Genomic DNA, 19,842 nt, shown 5'->3' with positions numbered 1-19,842 from the left:
CAACCGTCGCAGTGCGGGCTCGTGCACCCGACGCAGACCAGGGCGTCCGGCGGTCGGCCATCGCCGCCCGCTACCCGCTCACCGAAGCATCGGACGCCCTGGCCCTGGCCGAGTCCCGCACCACCAGCGGAAAGATCGTCCTGCTCCCCGGGTGAGCTCAGTCGCCGTAGACGCCCAGCTCGTTGCCCTCGGTGTCCAGGAAGTGGAACCGGCGTCCACCGGGGAAGGCGTAGGGGCCGCGCACGATCCGTCCGCCGGCTGCGGTCACCGCCTGCGCGCTCGCGTCGACGTCCGGGGACCGCAGCAGCACGAAGGGCCCCCCGGGGTCCGGCTGCCCGGACGGGTCCAGGCCGCCCGTCTCGTGGCTGCCGTCCGGCCCCAGGATGCTGGCGTGCCGCCCGCCGTGGTCGGTGGTGGACCACCCGAAGGCGGCGGCGTAGAAGGCCGGGCGCGCGCCAGGTCGTCGACCGCGATCTCGACGTAGTCCATCGCGTGGTGCCCGGGGCGCTGGTTCATGACCGGATCCAGGCCGAGGGCCGTGACGGCGGCAACGCACGCGCCCCGGGTCCGGCGGGCGCGGGGCGCCGGCTTGCTCAGCCCAGGATCGCCCGGGTCACCGCGACCTGCTCGGTCAGCACCCCGCCGATGACCGCCTGGGTCTCGTTGATCGTCTCGATGACGGTGCCGATCGAGGCCAGGGAGCTGACGACGGCGTCGACCTGCTCCTGGATGGCGGTGATCTTCGCGCTGACGTCGGTGGTGGCCACGGCGGTCTCCCGGGCCAGCTCCTTGACCTCGTTGGCCACGACCGCGAACCCCTTGCCGGCCTCGCCGGCCCGGGCGGCCTCGATGGTGGCGTTGAGGGCGAGCAGGTTGGTCTGGGCGGCGATGTTGTCGATGGTCTGGGCGACCTTGCCGACCTGTCGGCTGGAGGCGCCGAGCTCGGCGACGACCCGGTTGGCCTCCTCGGCCAGGGTGCGGCCCTCGCTGGCGACGTTGGTCGCCGAGAGGACGTTGCGCTCGACCTCCTCGATGGACAGCACGAGCTCCCGTCCGGCGGTGGACAGCCGGTCGGTGGACGCGATCCGGTTGAGCGTCTGGCCCAGCAGGAACGCGGTGTTGCGCAGGGCGGCCTCGCGGCCGGGGGAGAGCACCATCGTCCAGGTGGCGAAGAAGTCCATCGTGCCGATGATCTCCCCGTCGCACACCACGGGGATGCAGACGCCGGACTTCACCCCGGCGCGCTGGGCGACGGGTGCCCGCACGCAGTCGGTCATCTGACCCAGGTCGGGCACGAAGAAGAGGTCGCGGCTGGCCCAGGTGCGCCCGGACAGCCCGACGCCCGGCGCGAAGGTCGCCGACAGCGTCACGGCGCGGAACTCGGGCCCGGCGTCGCCGGACTCCCGCTCGAACCGCAGCACCCGCGCCGAGGTGTCGACCCGCCAGAAGGAGCCGTAGGCCCAGCCGAACTCGGCGCGGATCGTGTCCAGGGCGATCTGCAGGGCCGAGTCGGCGTCGTCGGTGAGGGTCAGCTGCTGCAGCACCTGGGTGACCGCGGCGACGTCCTGGGCGGTCTTGGCATCGGCGGCCACGGCGGCGAACCGGGCGATGGCCTGGGAGACCAGCGTCCCCACGCAGCGCAGCGTGGTCAGCCGGCGGGGGGAGGGGGTGAGCTCCTTCATGCAGAAGAAGTCCATCGTCCCGGTCACCTTGCCCTCGCTGAACAGCGGGAAGCAGATGCCCGAGCGCACCCCGACCTTCTGGGCCACCGGTGCCCGCACGCAATCGGTCATCTCGCCGAGGTTGGCCGTGACGACGAGGTCCCGGGTCGCCCACGCCCGCCCGGAGAGGCCGACGCCGCGCGCGAAGGTGGCCGTCGCGGTGACCGCGGCGAACTCCGGGCTGACCGAGCCCGAGTCGGAGGAGAAGTGCAGGGTGTCGTCGGCGGGGTCGATGACCCAGTGCGAGCCGTAGGCGTACCCGAAGGCCTCTCGCACCGCGGTCAGCGCAGCCACGACGGCGCCCTTGGTGTCGGTGGCCTGGGCCAGCGCGGCGATGACCGCGGCCACGGCGTCGACGTCCTGGCCCAGGTCGTCCGCGGGAGGGGCATCGACGACGCGGGCGTTGCGACTGGGGAACACAGCAGGGTCTCCGCTCTCCGGGCTCGCCCGGGACGGCGCGCTGACAGCAGTAACGGCCGCCACGGCGTGGGCTGAAGCCCAATCCGGATCCGTGGGACCCGGAGGGGGTGGGTCGGCCGGCGTCCCGTCGGCCGTCCCGGTCGTGGCGCGGTGGTCCGGTGTGGTGGTGCCGTGTGGTGGTCTGGCGTGGTGACCGGACTCCTCGGCGGCTCGGCGCACCCCGCGGGGTGCATGGTGCAGTTCCTCGCCGCACCGGTGGACGTCGTGCTCGCCGACCTGGTGGCGTGGCGGAGCGGTCTGGGGCAACGGACGCGGGTCGTCGAGAGCCCGGAGCGTGGCCTGGCGGAGCTGCTGCCCGGGGAGTCGCCCTGGCGTCGGGAGCTCCTGCTGCCCGCGGGCCGGTGGACCGCCTACCTGAACGACGCCCCGCACGGTGGCGACCCCACCGCCTCCGCCGTGGTCGTCGCCCGGCGGCTGGGGGTGCAGCACGTCATGGCCCAGCACGTCCCGCCCTACGGGCCCGGTCACGCCGCGACCCAGCTGTGGGTCACCGGCCCGGACGGCGAGCCACCGCTGGCACCGCAGCGGACGCTCTCGGCGTCGGCCACGGACGGGCGGTGGTCCTGGCACGCCTCGGGGACGCCGCTGCCCTTCGAGGACGTCGACCGGTGCCGCGCCCGGCGCATCCGGGACCGGCTCGACCGCCCACTCCTGCTGAGCCACCTCGCCGACCTGGGCATCACCCCGCCCGAGGAGGTGGACGCGTCCCGCGCGGTGCTGGTGGAGCAGGTCGACCGGTCCGGCTGAGCGGCGTCACCGGTCGTCGTCCGGACCCCGGTGCCGACGCCGCCGCCGCCGCCGCTCAGAGCCTCCCGACCACCCGGTCGGCCGTGCGGGGCGCCAGGCGGAGCAGGGCCGGCAGCACGCGGGTGTCCCCCGGGGTGGCGGTGCGGCGGCGCCGGCCGAGTGCGGCCAGGGTGGACCGCGCGACGTCGGCGGGGGACAGCTTGTCCACCGCCTGGCCGGCGGTCATCGGGGTGTCGGTGGTGGGCGGGAGCACCTCGAGGACGTGCGTGCCCGCGGGTGCCAGCTGCCGCCGGAGGCCGTCGGCGAAGCCGTGCAGTCCGGCCTTGACGGCGCCGTAGGTGGGTGCCCGGGTGGGGGAGACCAGGGCGAACCCCGACGTGACGACGACGACGGCCTCGGGGGTCGGCCACCGCTCGAGCACCTCGGCGGTCAGCCGGATCGGTGCGGTCAGGTTGAGGTCGATCTCCTGGGCGAGGCCGTCCAGGGCGCGCAGGCCGGTGGTGAAGTCGCGTTCCACGAAGCTGCCGGCGTTGTTGACCAGCACGTCCAGGTGGCCGAACCGGTCGACCACCGCGTCGAGCAGGACGCGGCGTGCCGCGGGGTCGGTGACGTCGGCCTGCACCGCCAGGGCCTCGGGGTGCGCGGTGCGGAAGCGGTCCAGTGCGGCCGGCGACCGGCCGCAGACGGCCACGGAGGCCCCGTCGGCGAGGAAGGCCTCGGCCAGGGCCAGTCCGATGCCGGACGTGCCGCCGGTGACGAGGACGACGCGGGTCATGATCACTCCTGGGTTCGGTACCGATCAGTACACAATGGAACGTAGCAGATGTGTACCGACCGGTACCGAACGCGCTACCGTGGGTCCGTGGAACCCGGACGCGCACGGCCGGCGGGCAGACCCCGGGCCTTCGACGCGGACGCGGCGCTCGACGCCGCCGTGCGGGTGTTCTGGGCGCAGGGCTACGAGGGGGCGAGCCTGGACGACCTCACCGCCGCCATGGGCATCACCCGCACCAGCCTGTACCGGGCCTTCGGCAACAAGGAGCAGCTCTTCGGGCGGGTGCTGGCCCGGTACACCGAGACGGCGGCCGCCTACGCGCTGCGGGCCGTGGGACTGCCCACCGCCCGCGAGGTCGCCCGGGAGTTCCTCGACGGCGCCGTCCGGGCGACGACCGACCCGTCCAGCCCGGCAGGCTGCCTGGGGGTGCAGGGCGCCCTCGCCGTCGGGTCCGCCGGCACGGCGGCCCGGGGGGTCCTGGCGTCCTGGCGGGAAGCGGGGGTCGCCCTCCTGCGCGACCGCTTCGAGCGGTCGCTGCAGGACGGTGACCTGGCGGCCGGTACGGACCCGGCGCTGCTCGCCCGGCACCTGATGACCGTGGCCAACGGCGTCGCCGTGCAGGCGGCCACGGGCGTGGGGGAGTCCGAGCTCCGGGTCGTCGTCGACATGACCATGAGCTCGTGGCCGCCCTCCCCGCGAGGATGACGACGTCACCGACCTCCGAGGAGCCCCACCGTGATCACCGGCCTCACCGCCTTCCCGCTCACCCCGCTGGACGAGGAACGCATCGACGAGGAGGCCTTCAGCGCCCTGGTGGCCCGGCTGGCCGCCGCCGGGGTCGACGGTCTCGGTGTGCTGGGGTCCACCGGCAACTACGCCTACCTCACCGGGGCCGAGCGGGCGCGGGTCGCCCGGCTGGCCGTGCAGGCCGCCGGGGACACCCCGGTCGTCGTCGGCATCGGTGCGCTGCGGACCCGTGACGTGCTCGCCCACGCGGAGGCCGCCCAGGCGGCCGGGGCGGCGGGGCTGCTGCTGGCCCCGGTGTCGTACCACCCGCTGTCCGAGGACGAGGTGGTCGACCTCTTCGCCGCGGTCGCGGCCCAGGCGTCGGTGCCGGTGGTGGTCTACGACAACCCCGGCACCACCCACGTCACCTTCACCGACGAGCTGCACGGCCGGCTCGCGCAGCTGGAGCACGTGGCGGCGGTCAAGATCCCACCGCCGCCGTCACTGGTGCCCGAGGCCGCCGCCCGGACCATCGGCGCCCTCCGGGCGCACCTGCCCGCCGGCCACCACGTGGGCATCAGCGGTGACCCGGCCGCCGCGATCGGGCTCACCCACGGCTGCGACGGCTGGTACTCCATGATCGGCGCCGTCCTGCCCGAGCACGCCCTGCGGGTGACCCGTGCCGCGACGGCCGGCGACGTCGCCGGTGCGGTGCGGGCCGCGGCCGACCTCGAGCCGGTGTGGGCGCTCTACCGCCGGTTCGGCAGCCTGCGCACCTGCGCCGCCCTGGCCGTCGCGATCGGCGACGCCACCGAGCCGGTGCTGCCCCGCCCGCTGCGCCCGGTGCCCACCGAGCACCGCACCGCCGTCGCCGACGCCCTGGCCGAGCTGGGGGTGCAGGTCCGCGACGGGGCCGGGCGGGGCGCGACGAGGCGGCCGTGACGGGGCGGCCGTGACGGGGCGGCCGTGACGGACCGGTCAGACGCTCGCGGGTGCGGGGTGCCCCCGCGGCACCGGTGCTGACGCGGAGGCTGGGAGCAGGGTGTCGGCCGGTTCGGGGCGGCCGGTGAGGTACCCCTGACCCAGTTCGGCACCCAGGGCGCGCAGCTGGTCGAGTTCGGCGGGGGTCTCGATGCCCTCGGCGACGAGGGTGGCGCCGATCTCGGCGGTGCAGGCGATCATGGCGCGGGCGACGGCGCGCCGTCCGCGGTCGGTGTCGACGTCGCGGACGAAGGCGATGTCGAGCTTGACGACCTCGGGGCGCAGCCGGGTGACGTGCTGGAGGCTGGCGAACCCGGAACCGGCGTCGTCGACGGCGATGCGGATGCCGCGGCCGCGCAGGTGCTCGGTGAGACGGGCCAGGGACGGGTAGTCCAGCACCTGGTCGTGCTCGGTGATCTCCACCAGCAACCGGTGGGCGGGCACGGCGGTGAGCAGGTCGTGGGTGGCCGGGTCGGCGAGGGCCTGCGGGGAGAGGTTCACCGACACGTAGGCCGGTGCGGGGATCCGGGGCAGCAGGTGCAGCGCCGAGGCCAGCGCCGCCTGCTCCAGGCGCACCCCCAGGCCCAGGCGGGCCGCCTCGGCGAAGACGAGGTCGGGGCGCAGGGCGCCGCCGTGGACGTCGGTGAACCGGGACAGCGCCTCGTAGCCCACCGGGGTGCCGGTGCGCAGGTCGACGATGGGTTGCAGGACCGTGCGGCGGCGGGGCCCGGCGATCAGCGGCTCGAGCAGGTCCCGGTCGGCGGTGCGGCGGGCCCGGGCGGCGTGGTGCCGGTCGACCTGCAGGGCGACGAGGCGGGCCACCACGTGCAGGGACTCGGTGCGGGACGTGCTGTCGGCGGCGGTGGTGGTGGCCCGGTCCAGGGCGCAGAGGGTGCCGTGGACGCTGCCGTCGGCCAGCGTCACGGGCACCCCGTTGTAGGAGCCGACACCCAGCTCCGCGGTCATCGGCAGGTCCGCGGTCAACGGGTGACCGTGGGTGTCGGGGACCGAGGAGGGCAGTGCGCCGGAGAGCATGGCGGCGCAGTAGCCGTCGTCCTCGGGCAGGCACAGCCCCGGGGCGACGTCGGGGGCGCCGGCCCGGGTGCTGACGTGGGTGACGGTCTGCTCCCCGGCGGCGATCCGGGACAGGAACGTCACGTCCACCCCCAGCACGGTGCGGGCTGCCTCGACGAGGTGGTCGATGGCCCCGGTGAGGCCCGCCGGGGGGCGGGTGGTGGTCTCGGGCAGCCCGAGTCCCATGGTGGCCAACCCGTCCAGGACCTCCCGGCGGTCGACGACGCGGCGACGGACGGCGACGACCAGACCGGTCATCCGGGTCAGGGACCGGACGGCGTCCTCGTCCACGGCGGTGAACACCGGGTCGCCGGGGCGGCGGGCCAGGTAGAGGGCGCCCAGGACGGTGTCGTCGACGGTGACGGGCGAGGCCAGCAGGGGGCCCATCGCCACGTGCCCGGTCGGGAACCCGGCCGCTGCGGGGTGGTCGGACATCCGGGCCAGTCGGAGCACCTGACCGCCCAGGACGGCACCGATGAGCCCGAGGGGGCGGGGGAGGTGCGGCGTGGACGCGACCTCGCCGGTGGTCATGCCCTGGTGGGTCAGCGCGGTCGCCCGGCCGTCGGGGCCCATGAGCATGGCGATGCCGAAGTCGGCCGACAGCAGGCGGCGGGCGGAGGTGACGAGCTCGTCGAGGATCCCCGGTTCGCCCGGGACCTCGGCGAGGGCGACCATCGACCGCAGGGCGGCCAGCCCGTCCAGAGCGTGGGCTGCGGGGGCGGTGGTGGCCGTTCCGCTGGGCGGACCGACGTCACACGCGCCGTGGCTGGTGGACACGAGGCTCCGCTCAGAGGGGGTCGACGGTGCAGGGGTTGCTGGATCCACTGTCGGCCGCCTACGGACGAGCTGAAGTCCAGGTCACACTTCCGGATCAGGTCCGCCCGCTACTGCTCGACGATGACCTGGGGCGGCGAGCTCGTCACCGGGGCCATCAGCGTCGTGCGGGAGGGTTCGTCCAGCAGGTCGCTGACCACGGTGGCCTGCAGCACTCCGGAGTAGGCGTTCCACACCCCGTCGCCGATCTCGTCCGGGCCGAACCCGGCAGCGCGGAAGGCGAGGACGCCGCGCAGCTGTGCGCACGCGGCGGCGCGCACGCGTCCGCTGAGGTGGGCGGCCCAGCAGGCCTGGTGCATGGCCGTCGACCAGGCCGCGGGGTCTGCCGCCCGGCTGCCGGCCCAGCCTGTCCGGCCCTGCGGGGTGTCGAGGGAGCCGAGCACGGCGAGAACGGCGGCACCGTGGGGACCCAGCTCTCCCGGTCCCACGGGGGTGGCGGGCAGCCCCAGTGACGTCGGGTCGCTGCTGAGCGGGTCGTGGGGGTCCTCTCCGTGGGACGCCCAGGCGGCTGTCGCCAGCTCGACGAGCACGTCCGCGGCGAGGTCGCGCAGGTCCTCGCCCAGCCCCTCCACCGCCGGGCAGTCCGGCCCGAGGACCTCGGTCCTGATGAGCCGGTCCAGGGCGGTGGTGTCGTCCAGGCGTGTGGCGTCCAGCGTGGCGGTCAGCGTCCCCAGGGTGTCCGTGGGGCTGATGTGCTCTGGCAGTGACCTCAGCTGCAGGGGTGCCCGGTCGTGGGGGAGGGTCGTGCGTCGGCGCCGCCCGCCGGTCGCCAGCTGGAAGAGCGTCGGGCTGTCGGCGGTCAGGCCGGTGAGCAGGGTGTGTGCCAGGGCCGGGCCGGCCGGGATGCGGGCGAGTTCGTAGCCGAGGACGGCGGCGCTGACGAGGGTGTAGGACATGACGCTCTCCGGGCGGGTCGGTGCGGTGTGGACAGCGGTGGCCCGGTGGTGCGGCACCCGCGGGTGCCGGCCTGCCGGCTCGAGGGGTGGAGGCGCCGGTGCGACGCCGCCACCCCGGGTCGTCAGTAGGTGAAGCGGCCGACGGTGGTGCGCAGGTCGGCGGCCATCCGGGACAGCTCGTCCACGGCGACCCGGGTCTGGCCCAGTGCCTCGGTGGTGGTGCCGGCCGCGGTGGAGACGCCGCTGATGTTGGTGGCGATCTCGGTGGAGCCGCTGGCGGCTTCGGCGACGCTGCGGGACATCTCGTTGGTGGTGGCGGTCTGCTCCTCGACGGCGCTGGCGATGGTGAGCTGGTAGTCGTTGATCTGGTCGATGACCTCACCGATGCGGCCGATCGCGGCGACGGCGCCTCCGGTGTCGGCCTGGATGGCCTCGACGCGGCGGGCGATGTCCTCGGTGGCGTGGGCGGTCTCCTGGGCCAGTTCCTTGACCTCGTTGGCCACGACCGCGAAGCCCTTGCCGGCCTCGCCTGCGCGGGCGGCCTCGATGGTGGCGTTGAGGGCCAGCAGGTTCGTCTGCTCGGCGATGGAGGTGATGACCTTGACGACGTCGCCGATCTCCTTGGAGGAGAGCCCCAGCTTGGTGATGGTGGCGTTGGTGGCCTCGGCCTCGGTCACCGCGGTGGCGGCGACGCGGGCGGCCTCGTTGGCGTTCTGCGCGATCTCCCGGATCGAGGCGGACATCTCCTCGGCGCCGGCGGCGACGGTGGCCACGCTGCGGGACACCTCGTCGGCGGCACTGGACACCACCCCGGACTGCAGCGACGTCTCCTGCGCCGACGCCGAGATCTGGGCCGAGGAGGCGGACAGCTCCTCGCTGGAGGCGGCGACGGCGTCGGCGGAGGCCACGACGGAGGTCATCAGCGTGCGCAGGGAGGCGGCGGCGGCGTCCAGTGAGCGGCTCATCTGCCCGAGCTCGTCGTCGGTGGTCAGGTCGCTGGTCCTGGTCAGGTCACCGGCGGCCAGGGCGTCGGCGGTGGCCTGGACCCGACGCAGGCCACGGGCCAGCCCGGCGGCGATGAACCAGCCCAGGGCGACGGCGAGGGCGACACCGATCGCGAGGACGACGAGCGTCGTCGTCGCTGCGGCGGCGGCCTGGTCCTGGGCGCTGGTCGAGCGGGCTGCGGCGATGTCGGACTCGATGGTCCGCAGGCCCTGGAGGTTCTCCATCGCAGTCGTCAGGGAGCGGCCGGACTTGTTGGCCTGGTACCAGCCGGACACGTCCTTGGCGACGGCGAGTTCCCGCAGCGTGCCGTCGAAGAACGCGCCCCACTCGGCGATCGAGGCGTCCACGTTGTCGGCGAGGGTCTCCTGCTCCGTGGTCAGCCCGGTGGTCCGGTAGGCCGACATGGCCGTTGCGTAGTCGGCCTGGGTGCTGGCGACCTTGTCCAGGGCGGCCTGGGTGTCCTCCGGGGGGTTCAGGACGACGTCCCGGGTGGCGATGCGCAGGTTCATCACCGTGGTGTTGAGGTCGGCCAACGCCGAGACGCTCAGCAGGTTGTCGCTGTAGATGTCCTGGCCGGCGCGGGCGGCGCTGTTGGTGGCCGTGATGCCGACGACGCCGATGACGACGGACACCGTGGCGCCGACGGCGGCCGTGGTGAGCACCTTGAGCTTCAGGCTGCGGTTGCCCCACCAGGCGCGGGGCGGGGCGGACGGGACTGCCGACATGACGGCTCCTCGGGTGTGGGGTGGGTGAGCGGGAGTGGTGCACCGGTACGGGGCGCGGGCCGCCCGAGTGCAGGGGCACGACGGCATCGGAGCCGCTGGTCGTCGTCGACCCGGCGGGCTGACCATCCGACGATCGGAAAGCGGGATTCACATTCTAGGCGAAACCGGGAAAAGGTTTTCGGTGTTCATCTCGCGCCATTCTGGGACTTGTCGACTTGTCCATCGGGAATGGCGATGACCGCACCGGGGACCTGTTTCCCAGGACCGCAGGTGTGCCCGCGCAGTGCGGGCGGCGGCCGTCGCGCTGGCGTGACCACGGCCACCGGGGCCGTGGCGGGTTCGACTGGAGATCCGGCCTCGTGGGGGCGATACCGGGAGGGACTCCGAAACGGAACCGTCTAGAACCAAGGAGTTGTCGTGACACGGACGCGCGGGACTGCCTCCAGCGGGACGCTGGAGGGCACGGACGTCACACCCACGGTCGAGGTCCTGTCTGCCCGGACCGGGTCCGGGGTCCCGGCGGTCGCGGCGCCCCTGGTCCGGTCGTGGCCACGGGAGGCGGTGCGCAGCAACCGGGCGTCACTGACCCTGTTGAGCGCGCTCGTGGGCGTCGACACCTGGGCCGTCACCCGGATGACCGAGGACACCTGGACCGGGCTGGCCCTGGAGACCGCCGCGCACTCCGCCGACCCCGGCTCGCGCTGGTCGTCCAGCGCAGCCGCCGGGTACCCCGCCGGCACCCCCGTCCGGCGGGGGCGGTCCCTGTGCCACCACCTGCTGTCCGGCCCGGCGCCGGTCGTCGTCGCCGACCTGGAACGCAGCGAGGACCCCGACGTCCGGGCGGTGGCGGCCACCTGGGGCGTCCGCGGCTACCTGGGGGTCTCCCTCACCTCGCCCACCGGGGAGGAGCTGGGGTCGCTGGCAGGGCTGAGTGCCGCACCGCTGCAGCCCGACGACCGGGACTGGGCCGCGCTGCTGACCGTGCAGGCCACCGCCCTGCAGGCGTCCCTGAGCGCCGACATCGCCGCCCTGGCCCTCGCCCGGCAGGAGGTCTACGAGCGCAGCCTGGCCGACCACGACGACGCCACCCGGCTGCCCGACCGGCGCGGGTGGGCGAGGCTGCTGGCCGCCGAGGAGGAGATGTCGACCCCGGTCGGGGACCCGGTCGGCCTCGTCCTGGTCGACCTGGGCGTCCTCCGCACGGTGCGCTCGCTGCGCCGGGCGGTCGCGGTCGCCGGCGAGGCCGCCGGGGACCTGCGGCTCGCCCGGGTGGGCCCGCGACAGCTGGGCGTCCTGGCCGGGGGAGCGGGTGCCTCCCAGGTGGCCCGCACGGCGAACCTGGTGCAGGCCCGGCTGGAGGGCGCCGGCTTCGCGACGGCGACCGCGCACAGCATGCGGGCCGGACTCGAACCGCTGTCCACCACCTGGTCGCGGACGGAGCACGCGCTCGTGGCGGCCCGCCGGGAGCGGGCTCTGCCCTCCGGTCGCTGACCGGTCAGGCGACGGCGACGGCGCACCGGTCCCGGCCGGCGCGCTTGGCCTGGTAGAGCGCGGTGTCGGCCGCCGTGTACAGCTCGCGCAGCGCCACCGCGTGCCGCGGCGCCTGGGCGACGCCCACGCTGACGGTGAGCGGCAGCCAGCTGCCGTCCGCCAGCGGCAGGGGCGACGCCCGCACGGCGGCGACCAGGTCACCGGCCCGGTCCGCGGCGACCTCGGGGGAGCAGCCGGGCAGCAGCACCGCGAGCTCGTCGCCGCCCATCCGGCTGACCACGGCGTCGTCCTCGCGGACCGAGCGGGCCAGGACGGTGGCCAGGTGGCGCAGGGCGTCGTCGCCGACGGGGTGGCCGTGACCGTCGTTGACGGCCTTGAAGTCGTCGACGTCCACCAGGATCAGCGCCGTCCCCTGGGAGGACGCCGCCGAGCTGAGCGCGGTGGCCAGGGCGTCGTCCAGGACGCGCCGGGTGACCAGGCCGGTGAGGGTGTCGACGGCGGCCAGTCGGGCGAGTTCGGCCTTGTCCGCGGCCTGGCTGTCCTCCAGCCGGACCAGCACGACGGCGACCACGGCCAGGGTGGTGCCGACGAAGACGACGTCGGTGAGCGCGGCGCCGACCGGCATCAGGTGCAGCGTGACCACCAGGTCACCCGCGACCGCGACGGCGACGGTGGTCGCGGCACCGGCGGCGCGCAGCTGGGTGGCGGCCGCGACGACGGGCAGGGCGAGGAAGACCTGCACGGACGCCGAGACGTCCCGGGTGTGCCAGGCCTGCACGCAGATCAGCAGTGCGCCCACGGCCGGCGCTGCGGTGAGCAGCCCCCGTCGGTCGCTGCGGTGCGCGTCGACCCGCCAGCAGCAGGCGGCGAGGAGCGCGGCCAGGCCGGCCACCGCCCAGCTGGCCCAGCGTTCGTCCAGGGTGGGGGTGGCGGGGTCGATGACGGAGAAGACGGTGAGGACGGCGCTGCCGGCGCCCAGGACGCCGGCGGCCGTGCGGGCGGCCCGACGCGGGTGGCGGGCCCGCATGCTGGAGGAGAGGTGCACACCAGGAGGGTCGGCAGGTCCGGGGGTGCGCTGACCTCCGGCGGCGCCCGGGCCACCCGTCCGGAGCAGGTCCCGACGTGCCGGCACGGGGCCCCTCGTCCGGGTGCCGCCGGTGGACGACACCCCGGTCGCGGACGACGATGGGCCCGTGCCCGAGTTGCCCGAGGTGGAGGCGCTGGCCGCGTTCCTCCGCGAGAACGCCGTCGGCCGGGTCGTCACCCGCGTCGACCTGACCGGCATCCAGACGATCAAGACCTTCGACCCGCCGTTGAGCGCGCTGGCCGGGCTCGAGGTCACCGGTGCCGGCCGGCACGGCAAGTTCCTGGACCTGGACGTCTCCGGGGTCCACCTGGTCGTGCACCTGGCCCGCGCGGGCTGGCTGCACTGGCGTGCCGAGCTGCCCACCGCGCCGCCCAAGCCGGGCAAGGGCCCGCTGGCCCTGCGCGTGCACCTGGACGACGGGGCCGGCTTCGACCTGACCGAGCAGGGCACCCGCAAGGGGCTGGCCGTGTACGTCGTCCGGTCACCGGCCGAGGTGCCCGGCATCGCCCGGCTGGGCCCCGATGCGCTCGCGGTGGACGTCGAGGCGTTCGGGGCGCTGATGGCCGGGCGCAAGGGCCAGCTCAAGGGCGCGCTGACCGACCAGACCCTGCTGTCGGGGATCGGCAACGCCTACTCCGACGAGATCCTGCACGTGGCGCGGCTGTCGCCGTTCAAGTCCGCGGACAAGCTCACCGACGAGGAGGTGCTGCGCCTCTACGACGCCGTCCGGACGACGTTGAGCGCTGCGCTGGAGCGCCAGGTCGGGCAGAGGGCCGCGACGCTCAAGGGCGAGAAGCGGGCCACCATGCAGGTGCACGCCCGTACCGGGCTGCCGTGCCCGGTGTGCGGAGACACCGTGCGGGAGGTGTCCTTCGCCGACACCTCGCTGCAGTACTGCGCCACCTGCCAGACCGGCGGCAAGCCGCTGGCCGACCGGCGGATGTCCAAGCTGCTGCGCTGAGGGGCGCCCCGGACGGGACGCCCCTCAGACCCGTCAGACGGTCTCGAAACCGACCTTGTCGACCTTGCGGTGGTAGCGCGAGCCGAGCTTGCCGCCCAGCAGCGCCCCCACCAGGGTCACCACCAGCACCGCGCCCAGGGCGATCAGCCCGGCCGTGGTGGCGGTGCCGGACTCCACCGGCAGCGCCGGCAGGTTGAGCTGGTCGAACACGTTGTACTGCGAGCCCAGCACCAGGCCGGCGATCGCGGCCAGCACGGTGATGATGATCAGCCACAGCCAGACGCCCAGGCCCTGCTTGGCACCGTTGAACCGGGCCATCCGCCCGGCCACGTAGCCGCCGGCCAGGTAGGCCAGGAACAGCACGACCAGCAGCGCGATCGCCGCACCCAGGCCGATGCCGGTGCTGGCCTGGTCGACCGCCTCGTCCGCGGTGTCGACGCCGGTGTTCAGCCCGAAAGCCAGCCCGGCGGCGGACAGGACCGCCAGCAGGATCACCGCGACGCCGGTCGCGCACAGCCAGCCGAAGAACGCCGAGCCCATGTGCAGCCCGCCGAAGCGGGCCCGCTGGACCGCCGCCATCTCCTTGGCCGTGGTGGGCACCGCGGCGCCGGTCCGGTCGTCGCGCCCGTCCCCGTCCCGGTCGACGGCCTGCTGACGCCGGTCGTCGACGCCGTCGCCGTCCCGGTCGTGGACCCGGGTCCCGGCCCGCTCCAGCCGGTCGTCGCGGCCGTCGCCGTCCCGGTCGTGCCGGTCGGTGCTGCCGTACCCCGCGCCGGAGGTGGCGCCGGCCGGCGTCGCACCCGCCGGGGTGGCGCCGTACGCCTGGGTCTGCGGGTCCGTGCCGTGCCGCCCGACGGCGTCGGCCGGTGTGTCGCCGGGTGTGGTGTCCCTGTCGGCCATGGTCGACCCTCCATCGGTGTGCCGGCGCCACAGCGGCCCCGGTCGTCGATCCTGGGTGCCCGCTGTGGACCCTGTGCAACCCTTCCCGCCGTGTTCGTGACCATCGACCTCTTCAGCGCCCTGGTCGACAGCCGGACCGGTGCGGGGGCCGCGCTGGCCGCCGTCGCCCCGGTGGGTGCCGACGGCGGGGAGCTCTACGACGACTGGGACGCCCGGAACAAGGCCTCCCAGCGTGACCTGCCCGGGTGGGTGCCCTTCGCCGAGCACTGCCGGCGGGCGCTGGCCGGCACCTGGGCCGCCCGCGGCTGGTCCGGGGCGGCCGAGGCCACGGCGGCGCTGCTGACCTCGCTGCCGGACTGGCCGCTGTGGCCCGACGTCGAGTCGGCGCTGCCCGCGCTGGCCCGGGAGCACCGGGTGGGGGTGCTGTCCAACGTGGACGACGCCCTGCTCGCCCGCACCCGGGTGGCCCCGCTGGTGGCCGAGCAGGACCGGCTCACCAGCGAGCGGCTGCACGCCTACAAGCCGGCCGCGCTGCTCTACCGGCGGGCCGTCGAGGCCGGCGTCCAGGTGCACGTGCCGGCATCGGCCCGGGACACCCGCGGCGCCCTCGAGGCGGGCATGCGGGTGGTCCGGGTGGCCCGGCCCGGCCACGTGGTCGACCCGGCCGGTCCCGCGCCGGACGTCGTCGTCACCGACCTGCGGGACCTGCCTGCGGCGCTCGCCGGGCTCACCTGACCGCGGTCCACCAGTCGGTGGTGGTCGGGGTGGACGTCGAGAGGTCCAGCCGCTCCCCGGGCCGGGGGACGACGACGGACACCTCGGACCGGGCGGCCGCGGCCAGCAGCCGGTCGATCGGCTCGGCCCACGGGTGGAAGGCCAGGTTGAAGGTCGCCCAGTGGATCGGCAGGAACACGTCGCCGCCGAGGTCGCCGTGCGCGCGGACGGCCTCCTCCGGGTCCATGTGGATCGCCGGCCACTGCGGGCTGTAGGCCCCGACGGGCAGCAGGGTCAGGTCGAAGGGGCCGTGCTGGGCGCCGATCGCGGCGAACGCCGGGTGGTACCCGGTGTCGCCGCCGAAGAAGACCCGGTGCCGGGGCCCGGCGACCACCCAGGAGGACCAGAGCGTGTCGTCGCGGGACAGGCCGCGGCCGGAGAAGTGCCGGGCCTCGGCGCAGACCAGGGTCAGCCCGCCGACCCGGTGGGTGCCGTCCCAGTCCAGCTCGACGACCCGGTCCTCGGGCACGCCCCAGCCGCGCAGGTGCTCCCCGATGCCCAGCGGGACGACGAAGGGGGCGGTCTGCTCGCGGACCAGCCGGCGGACGGTGGGCAGGTCCAGGTGGTCGTAGTGGTCGTGGCTGATGAGCACCGCGTCGACCTGCGGCAGCTCCTCCAGCGGACCGGGCACCGGGTGCAGCCGCTTGGGCCCGACGACGGCCGACGGGGACACCCGCTCGCCCCACACCGGGTCGACCAGGACGCGGTGGCCGTCGACCTCGAGCAGGGCGCTGGCGTGCCCGAACCAGGTGACGGCGAGCTCGGCGGCCTCGGTGGGCAGCTGCGGGGTCACCAGCGGCACCGGTGAGCTCGGCACGCCCGCGCGCCGGCCCTTGCGCGCCTCGCGGACGAAGTCACCGGTCGAGCCGGGCTGCATCGTCGTGGTGGCCACGGTGTTGCGGAACTTCCCCTCCGAGAAGTGCGGGGAGCCGGTGACCAGCGGCCGCAGCCGGCGGCGGCTGGCGCCCATGCTCGCGGGGATGCCCCAGGCGGCCCGGCCGATCAGCGCGGCGGGGACGGCGAGGGCGGCGGCGGTGGCAGCGCGGACGGCGGCGCGGCGGAGGGTCGGTGACACGCCGACCAGCATCCCCGGTCGTCGCCGGCCGTGCGGCGGGAGGTCGCGGCTCAGTGTCCGGTGGTGGGTGCGGGGAGGTCCAGCACCCGGCTGGTCCGCAGCCGCCAGGCCAGGTAGGCCACCCCCACCCGGACCCGGCCGAAGCCGTCGAGCGGGTCGAAGCCCAGGGTGGCGGTCGTCGTCTCCAGCCGGCCCTGCAGGGTGCTGTGGTGGATGCCCAGGGTGCGGGCGGCCTGGCGGGCCGATCCACTGGTGACCAGTGCGTCCAGCGTCTCGGCGCCCCAGGGGTGGGCGGTGATCGCGGCGACCAGCTCGACGTCGGGGTGGTGCGCCCCGGGGGGCTCCTCGGCGAACATGCTCACCAGCCCGGCGTAGGCGTCCGCGCCGACCGAGCTGGTGGCGCCCCGGGCGCACAGCCGCAGGGCGACCACGGCGGTGCGGAAGGAGTGGTCCAGGTGGTCCGGGGTGGTGGCGACGCCGACCCCGCACGGCCCGGCCTGCACCTGGGTGGTGACCGCCGGGACGACGAGGGTGTGCAGCGGCCCGTGTGCGGTGGGGACGACGTCCTCGGGCCCGCCGGGGTGCTCGGTCCAGACGGCGAACAGCGGCGCGACCACCACCCGGTGGCTGGCGGTGGCGGACAGCCCCAGGGCGGCGGCTGCGGTGCGCCGGTGGTCGTCGGGCAGCGTGCCGTCGACCAGCACGGCCAGGTGACGGCGGGCATCGGGCGTGCCCGGCCGGCGGTCGTGCCGCAGCCGGACGGCCAGTGCCAGCCGCTCCAGCACGATGGCGTCGTTGGCCTCGGCCGGGCCGGTGCGCTCCAGCCACACGCACGTCCCGGCGGCGGCCGGGACGGCGGTGGCCGCGGCCGGTGGTGAGCCGGCCGGGGTGGTCAGCGGCTCGGCGAGCTCGCCGCGCGGGGTGACCCGGACGGTGCGCGCGGGACGCTGCTGCCCGAAGCCGGCGACGCAGCCGGCCAGCGAGGCGGCCGCGGCCAGCAGACCGCGGGTGTTGACGTTGCCGACGGTGAGCTCGTCGAAGCAGGCGATGACCCGCAGCGCGAGGCTGGCCTGCGGGTCCAGGCGGGTGATGCGGCCCAGCAGCTCCTGCACGTCACGTCCTCGTCTCGCGCGGTGCCCGGACAGTAGCCCCGGTCGGGGGCCCGGGGGGAGGTCCCGGCTCAGTCCGCGAGGACCCGTTCGACCCAGGCGTCACGGGCGCGGATCATCTGCCGGGCGACGGCGGTGTGCGGGGCGAAGACGTCGCAGGCGTGGAAGGCCCCGCTCCACACGTGCAGCTCGGCCGAGGACCCGGCCCGCCAGAGGCCGGTGGCGTAGTCGATCGCCTCGTCGCGGAAGACCTCCGCGGACCCGACGTCGATGAAGGCCGGTGGCAGTCCGGCCAGGTCGGTGGCTCGGGCCGGTGCCGCGTAGGGCGACACGTCGGGTCCGCCGCGGGCCTCGCCCAGCAGCGCCGTCCAGCCGGTCTCGTTGCTCACCCGGTCCCAGACGCCGACGCCGTCGAACTGGTGGGTGGAGGGCGTGGTGCCGCGGTCGTCGAGCATCGGGTAGTCCAGCACCTGCCCGCACAGCGCCGGTCCGCCGCGGTCCCGGGCGGCGAGCGCCAGGCCGGCGGCCAGCCCCCCGCCGCTGCTCGCGCCGCACACCAGCAGCCGGTCGGTGGCGATGCCGAGCTGGCCGGCGTGGGAGGCGGTCCACTCCAGGGCCGCGTACACGTCCTCGCGGGGGAACGGCTCGGGGTGCTCGGGGGCCCGGCGGTACTCCACGGTCACCAGGACGGCGCCCAGGTGCTGCACCCAGTCCAGCACCAGGTCGATGCCGCTGAACCGGTCGCCGAACACCAGCCCGCCCGAGTGCACGAACAACACACCGGGACGCCGCCCGGAGGTGCCGTGCGGGGTCAGCACCGAGACGGTCACGGGGTCGCCCCGGTGACCGGGGACCTCCCGGTCGACCCGGGTGATCCGGCGGTCCCGGAGGGTGCCCTCGACCGGCGGTGAGGCGTAGGAGGTGCGCATGAACCCGATGAGGTCCGGGGTGATGGTCGGGGGGAACATGCCGCCGACCACCGCCAGTCCGGCCTTGAGCTCCGGGTCGAACGCGGGCCGGGGAGGGGTGTCCACGGTGTTCCTCCTCGCGCCGGTGGGGTGCGGTCATCCTGCCTGGGTGCGGCCGACCCCCTGGTCTCGAGGGCCGGCCGCACGTCCGGGGTGGTCAGAGCGAGGCGTACACCGCCCGCTCGACGTCGGTGTAGGTCTTCCACGCCCCGCCCTGGGCGATGAAGGGCAGGCTGTTGGTGTAGACCGAGGCGCAGATCCCCGTCGTCCGGTCGATGAAGAAGTGCGTGTTGAACAGCCCGGCCCACGCCCCGGTACCGGCCCGCCGGCCGCCGGGGACGTCCACGGTGTTGATCAGCAGGCCGTGGCCCCAGGTCCACCCCGGACCGGTGTGGAACGTGTCGGTGATCGCCGGGTCGGCCGTGGGGATCTCGGTCGGGAAGGCGATGTCGCCGAGCTGGCTGGTGAACGCCGCGTCCACGGTGTCCTCGCGCAGGATGCGGACGCCGTCGAGCTCCCCGCCGCGCAGCAGGGCCCGCTCGAAGCGGGTGTAGTCGCGGGGCGTGGAGTAGAGGCCGTGGCCACCGGCGAACCACTCCGGGGACTGGTTGAGGATCTCCCCGGCCGAGGTCCAGCCGCCGTCCTCGCCGGGCACGTGCACCGTGACCAGGTTGCCGGCGCGCTGCTCGTCGAGCAGGAACATCGTGTCGTGCATCCCCAGGGGGCCGGTGACGCCCTCGGCGACGGCGCGGTCCAGCGTCGTGCCCGCGACGGTCTCCACCACCCGGCCGAGCCAGTCGGTGTTGATGCCGTAGACGAACGAGGTGCCCGGGTCCGCGGTCAGCGGCGCCCGGAAGGCCGCCATCGTCCCGGGGACGACGTTCGGGGTGCCGGTGGCGGCCTCCCAGCGGACCAGGTCGGCGTTCCAGAACCAGTACCCGAGACCCGAGGTGTGGGTGACCAACTGCTGGACCGTGGCCTGGCTGGCCGGCGGACGGTACTGGGGGGTGTCCCCGTCGAACCCGGTGAGCACCTGCAGGTCGGCGAACTCCGGCAGGTAGTCCGCGACCGGGGCGGAGAGGTCCAGCTCGCCCCGCTCGACCTGCTGCAGGGCCACCGTCGTGGCGACCATCTTGGTCATCGACATGATCCGGAACTGGGTCGACGTCGTCACCGGGTCGGTGCTCTCCCCGACGACCCGGACCCCGGCGCCGCCCTCGTAGAGGACGCCGTCCCGGTCGGCGACGATCGCCGCCACGTGCGGCACCTCGCCGGACTCCACCGCCCGGGCGAGCACCTCGTCGATCCTGGCGCCGTCGATCCTGCCGCTCTCGGTCCGTGCCATCGCGTGCCTCCACTCGCCGTGCCGGGCACCGGTGCCCGGGCCTGACGAGCCTGGCCCGCCGGGTGTGACCGGGGTAACCGTCGGGACGACGCGGATCGGGCCTCCCGACCCGCCACCTGGCGGGTCGCGGCGGCCGGTCCCCTCAGCCGGTGGTGGTGGGGGCGGCGG

Annotated in this window: 19 protein-coding genes; 7 read left to right on the top strand and 12 right to left on the bottom strand. The window is 75.2% G+C overall.

The genetic code is table 11. The annotated features are described in order from the left end of the window. Positions 1-11 precede the first annotated feature (11 nt). Positions 12-155 carry a zinc-binding dehydrogenase gene (locus AC0IVP_RS19565; RefSeq protein WP_471758757.1) on the top strand — a complete coding sequence of 48 codons (144 nt, stop codon included), beginning with the start codon at positions 12-14 and terminating at the stop codon, positions 153-155. Between the two features lie 2 nt (positions 156-157). On the opposite strand, the gene AC0IVP_RS19560 is transcribed toward AC0IVP_RS19565, so the two are convergent. Next, a complete protein-coding gene (locus tag AC0IVP_RS19560) occupies positions 158-556 on the bottom strand; it encodes a VOC family protein (protein ID WP_471758755.1) in 399 nt (132 codons plus the stop codon). A 37-nt stretch (positions 557-593) separates the two neighbouring features. After that, the gene (locus tag AC0IVP_RS19555; protein ID WP_056290823.1) at positions 594-2,141 is read right to left on the bottom strand and encodes a GAF domain-containing protein; all 1,548 of its coding nucleotides are present in this window, start codon (positions 2,139-2,141) and stop codon (positions 594-596) included. A gap of 189 nt (positions 2,142-2,330) precedes the next feature. Between AC0IVP_RS19555 and AC0IVP_RS19550 the strand changes: the two genes are divergently transcribed. Next, complete coding sequence (locus AC0IVP_RS19550; protein ID WP_471758753.1) at positions 2,331-2,948, top strand: hypothetical protein; 618 nt, start codon at positions 2,331-2,333, stop codon at positions 2,946-2,948. 55 nt (positions 2,949-3,003) lie between these two features. Here the strand turns inward: AC0IVP_RS19550 and AC0IVP_RS19545 are convergent, their stop codons facing one another. Then, the gene (locus AC0IVP_RS19545; RefSeq protein WP_471758751.1) at positions 3,004-3,723 is read right to left on the bottom strand and encodes an SDR family NAD(P)-dependent oxidoreductase; all 720 of its coding nucleotides are present in this window, start codon (positions 3,721-3,723) and stop codon (positions 3,004-3,006) included. A gap of 87 nt (positions 3,724-3,810) precedes the next feature. Between AC0IVP_RS19545 and AC0IVP_RS19540 the strand changes: the two genes are divergently transcribed. Both AC0IVP_RS19540 and AC0IVP_RS19535 read left to right on the top strand, forming a co-directional pair. Continuing rightward, entirely contained in the window at positions 3,811-4,428 is a 618-nt protein-coding gene (locus AC0IVP_RS19540; RefSeq protein ID WP_471758749.1) for a TetR/AcrR family transcriptional regulator, read from the top strand. A gap of 30 nt (positions 4,429-4,458) precedes the next feature. After that, a complete protein-coding gene (locus AC0IVP_RS19535; RefSeq protein WP_471758747.1) occupies positions 4,459-5,391 on the top strand; it encodes a dihydrodipicolinate synthase family protein in 933 nt (310 codons plus the stop codon). Between the two features lie 36 nt (positions 5,392-5,427). Here the strand turns inward: AC0IVP_RS19535 and AC0IVP_RS19530 are convergent, their stop codons facing one another. The 3 genes from AC0IVP_RS19530 to AC0IVP_RS19520 all read right to left on the bottom strand — a co-directional run bounded on the left by AC0IVP_RS19530 (position 5,428) and on the right by AC0IVP_RS19520 (position 9,964). Then, entirely contained in the window at positions 5,428-7,281 is a 1,854-nt protein-coding gene (locus AC0IVP_RS19530) for an EAL domain-containing protein (protein ID WP_471758745.1), read from the bottom strand. A 107-nt stretch (positions 7,282-7,388) separates the two neighbouring features. Further along, the gene (locus AC0IVP_RS19525) at positions 7,389-8,234 is read right to left on the bottom strand and encodes a hypothetical protein (RefSeq protein WP_471758743.1); all 846 of its coding nucleotides are present in this window, start codon (positions 8,232-8,234) and stop codon (positions 7,389-7,391) included. Positions 8,235-8,356: 122 nt separating this feature from the next. Then, positions 8,357-9,964 (bottom strand): methyl-accepting chemotaxis protein, encoded by a 1,608-nt coding sequence (locus AC0IVP_RS19520; RefSeq protein ID WP_471758741.1) that lies wholly within the window; start codon positions 9,962-9,964, stop codon positions 8,357-8,359. Positions 9,965-10,555: 591 nt separating this feature from the next. On the opposite strand from AC0IVP_RS19520, the gene AC0IVP_RS19515 reads away from it, so the two are divergent. Beyond that, positions 10,556-11,455 (top strand): GAF domain-containing protein, encoded by a 900-nt coding sequence (locus AC0IVP_RS19515; RefSeq protein ID WP_471758739.1) that lies wholly within the window; start codon positions 10,556-10,558, stop codon positions 11,453-11,455. 4 nt (positions 11,456-11,459) lie between these two features. Here AC0IVP_RS19515 and AC0IVP_RS19510 read toward each other — a convergent pair whose 3' ends face one another. Further along, positions 11,460-12,500 (bottom strand): GGDEF domain-containing protein, encoded by a 1,041-nt coding sequence (locus tag AC0IVP_RS19510; protein ID WP_471758737.1) that lies wholly within the window; start codon positions 12,498-12,500, stop codon positions 11,460-11,462. 148 nt (positions 12,501-12,648) lie between these two features. On the opposite strand from AC0IVP_RS19510, the gene AC0IVP_RS19505 reads away from it, so the two are divergent. Next, on the top strand, positions 12,649-13,503 hold the full coding sequence (locus tag AC0IVP_RS19505) for an Fpg/Nei family DNA glycosylase (RefSeq protein WP_056290910.1): 855 nt from the start codon (positions 12,649-12,651) through the stop codon (positions 13,501-13,503). A 33-nt stretch (positions 13,504-13,536) separates the two neighbouring features. On the opposite strand, the gene AC0IVP_RS19500 is transcribed toward AC0IVP_RS19505, so the two are convergent. Then, a complete protein-coding gene (locus tag AC0IVP_RS19500; RefSeq protein ID WP_471758735.1) occupies positions 13,537-14,403 on the bottom strand; it encodes a hypothetical protein in 867 nt (288 codons plus the stop codon). Between the two features lie 90 nt (positions 14,404-14,493). Here AC0IVP_RS19500 and AC0IVP_RS19495 point away from each other — a divergent pair, with 90 nt between their 5' ends. Continuing rightward, positions 14,494-15,138, top strand: a complete 645-nt coding sequence (locus AC0IVP_RS19495) for an HAD family hydrolase (protein WP_471758733.1) — start codon at positions 14,494-14,496, stop codon at positions 15,136-15,138. Here AC0IVP_RS19495 and AC0IVP_RS19490 read toward each other — a convergent pair. The 4 genes from AC0IVP_RS19490 to AC0IVP_RS19475 form a co-directional block, all read right to left on the bottom strand. Next, entirely contained in the window at positions 15,131-16,252 is a 1,122-nt protein-coding gene (locus tag AC0IVP_RS19490; protein ID WP_471758731.1) for an MBL fold metallo-hydrolase, read from the bottom strand. The two genes, AC0IVP_RS19495 and AC0IVP_RS19490, sit on opposite strands and share 8 nt — an antisense overlap. A gap of 50 nt (positions 16,253-16,302) precedes the next feature. Then, complete coding sequence (locus AC0IVP_RS19485; RefSeq protein WP_056290793.1) at positions 16,303-17,364, bottom strand: helix-turn-helix domain-containing protein; 1,062 nt, start codon at positions 17,362-17,364, stop codon at positions 16,303-16,305. A 68-nt stretch (positions 17,365-17,432) separates the two neighbouring features. Beyond that, entirely contained in the window at positions 17,433-18,395 is a 963-nt protein-coding gene (locus tag AC0IVP_RS19480) for an alpha/beta hydrolase (RefSeq protein WP_471758729.1), read from the bottom strand. Positions 18,396-18,486: 91 nt separating this feature from the next. Further along, positions 18,487-19,674 carry a serine hydrolase domain-containing protein gene (locus AC0IVP_RS19475; RefSeq protein ID WP_471758727.1) on the bottom strand — a complete coding sequence of 396 codons (1,188 nt, stop codon included), beginning with the start codon at positions 19,672-19,674 and terminating at the stop codon, positions 18,487-18,489. Positions 19,675-19,842: the final 168 nt, after the last annotated feature.

The sequence above is a fragment of the Klenkia sp. AC732 genome, from assembly GCF_979256525.1.
Note: the sequence above shows the minus strand (reverse complement) of the source record. Positions and strands in the feature narration are given on the sequence as shown.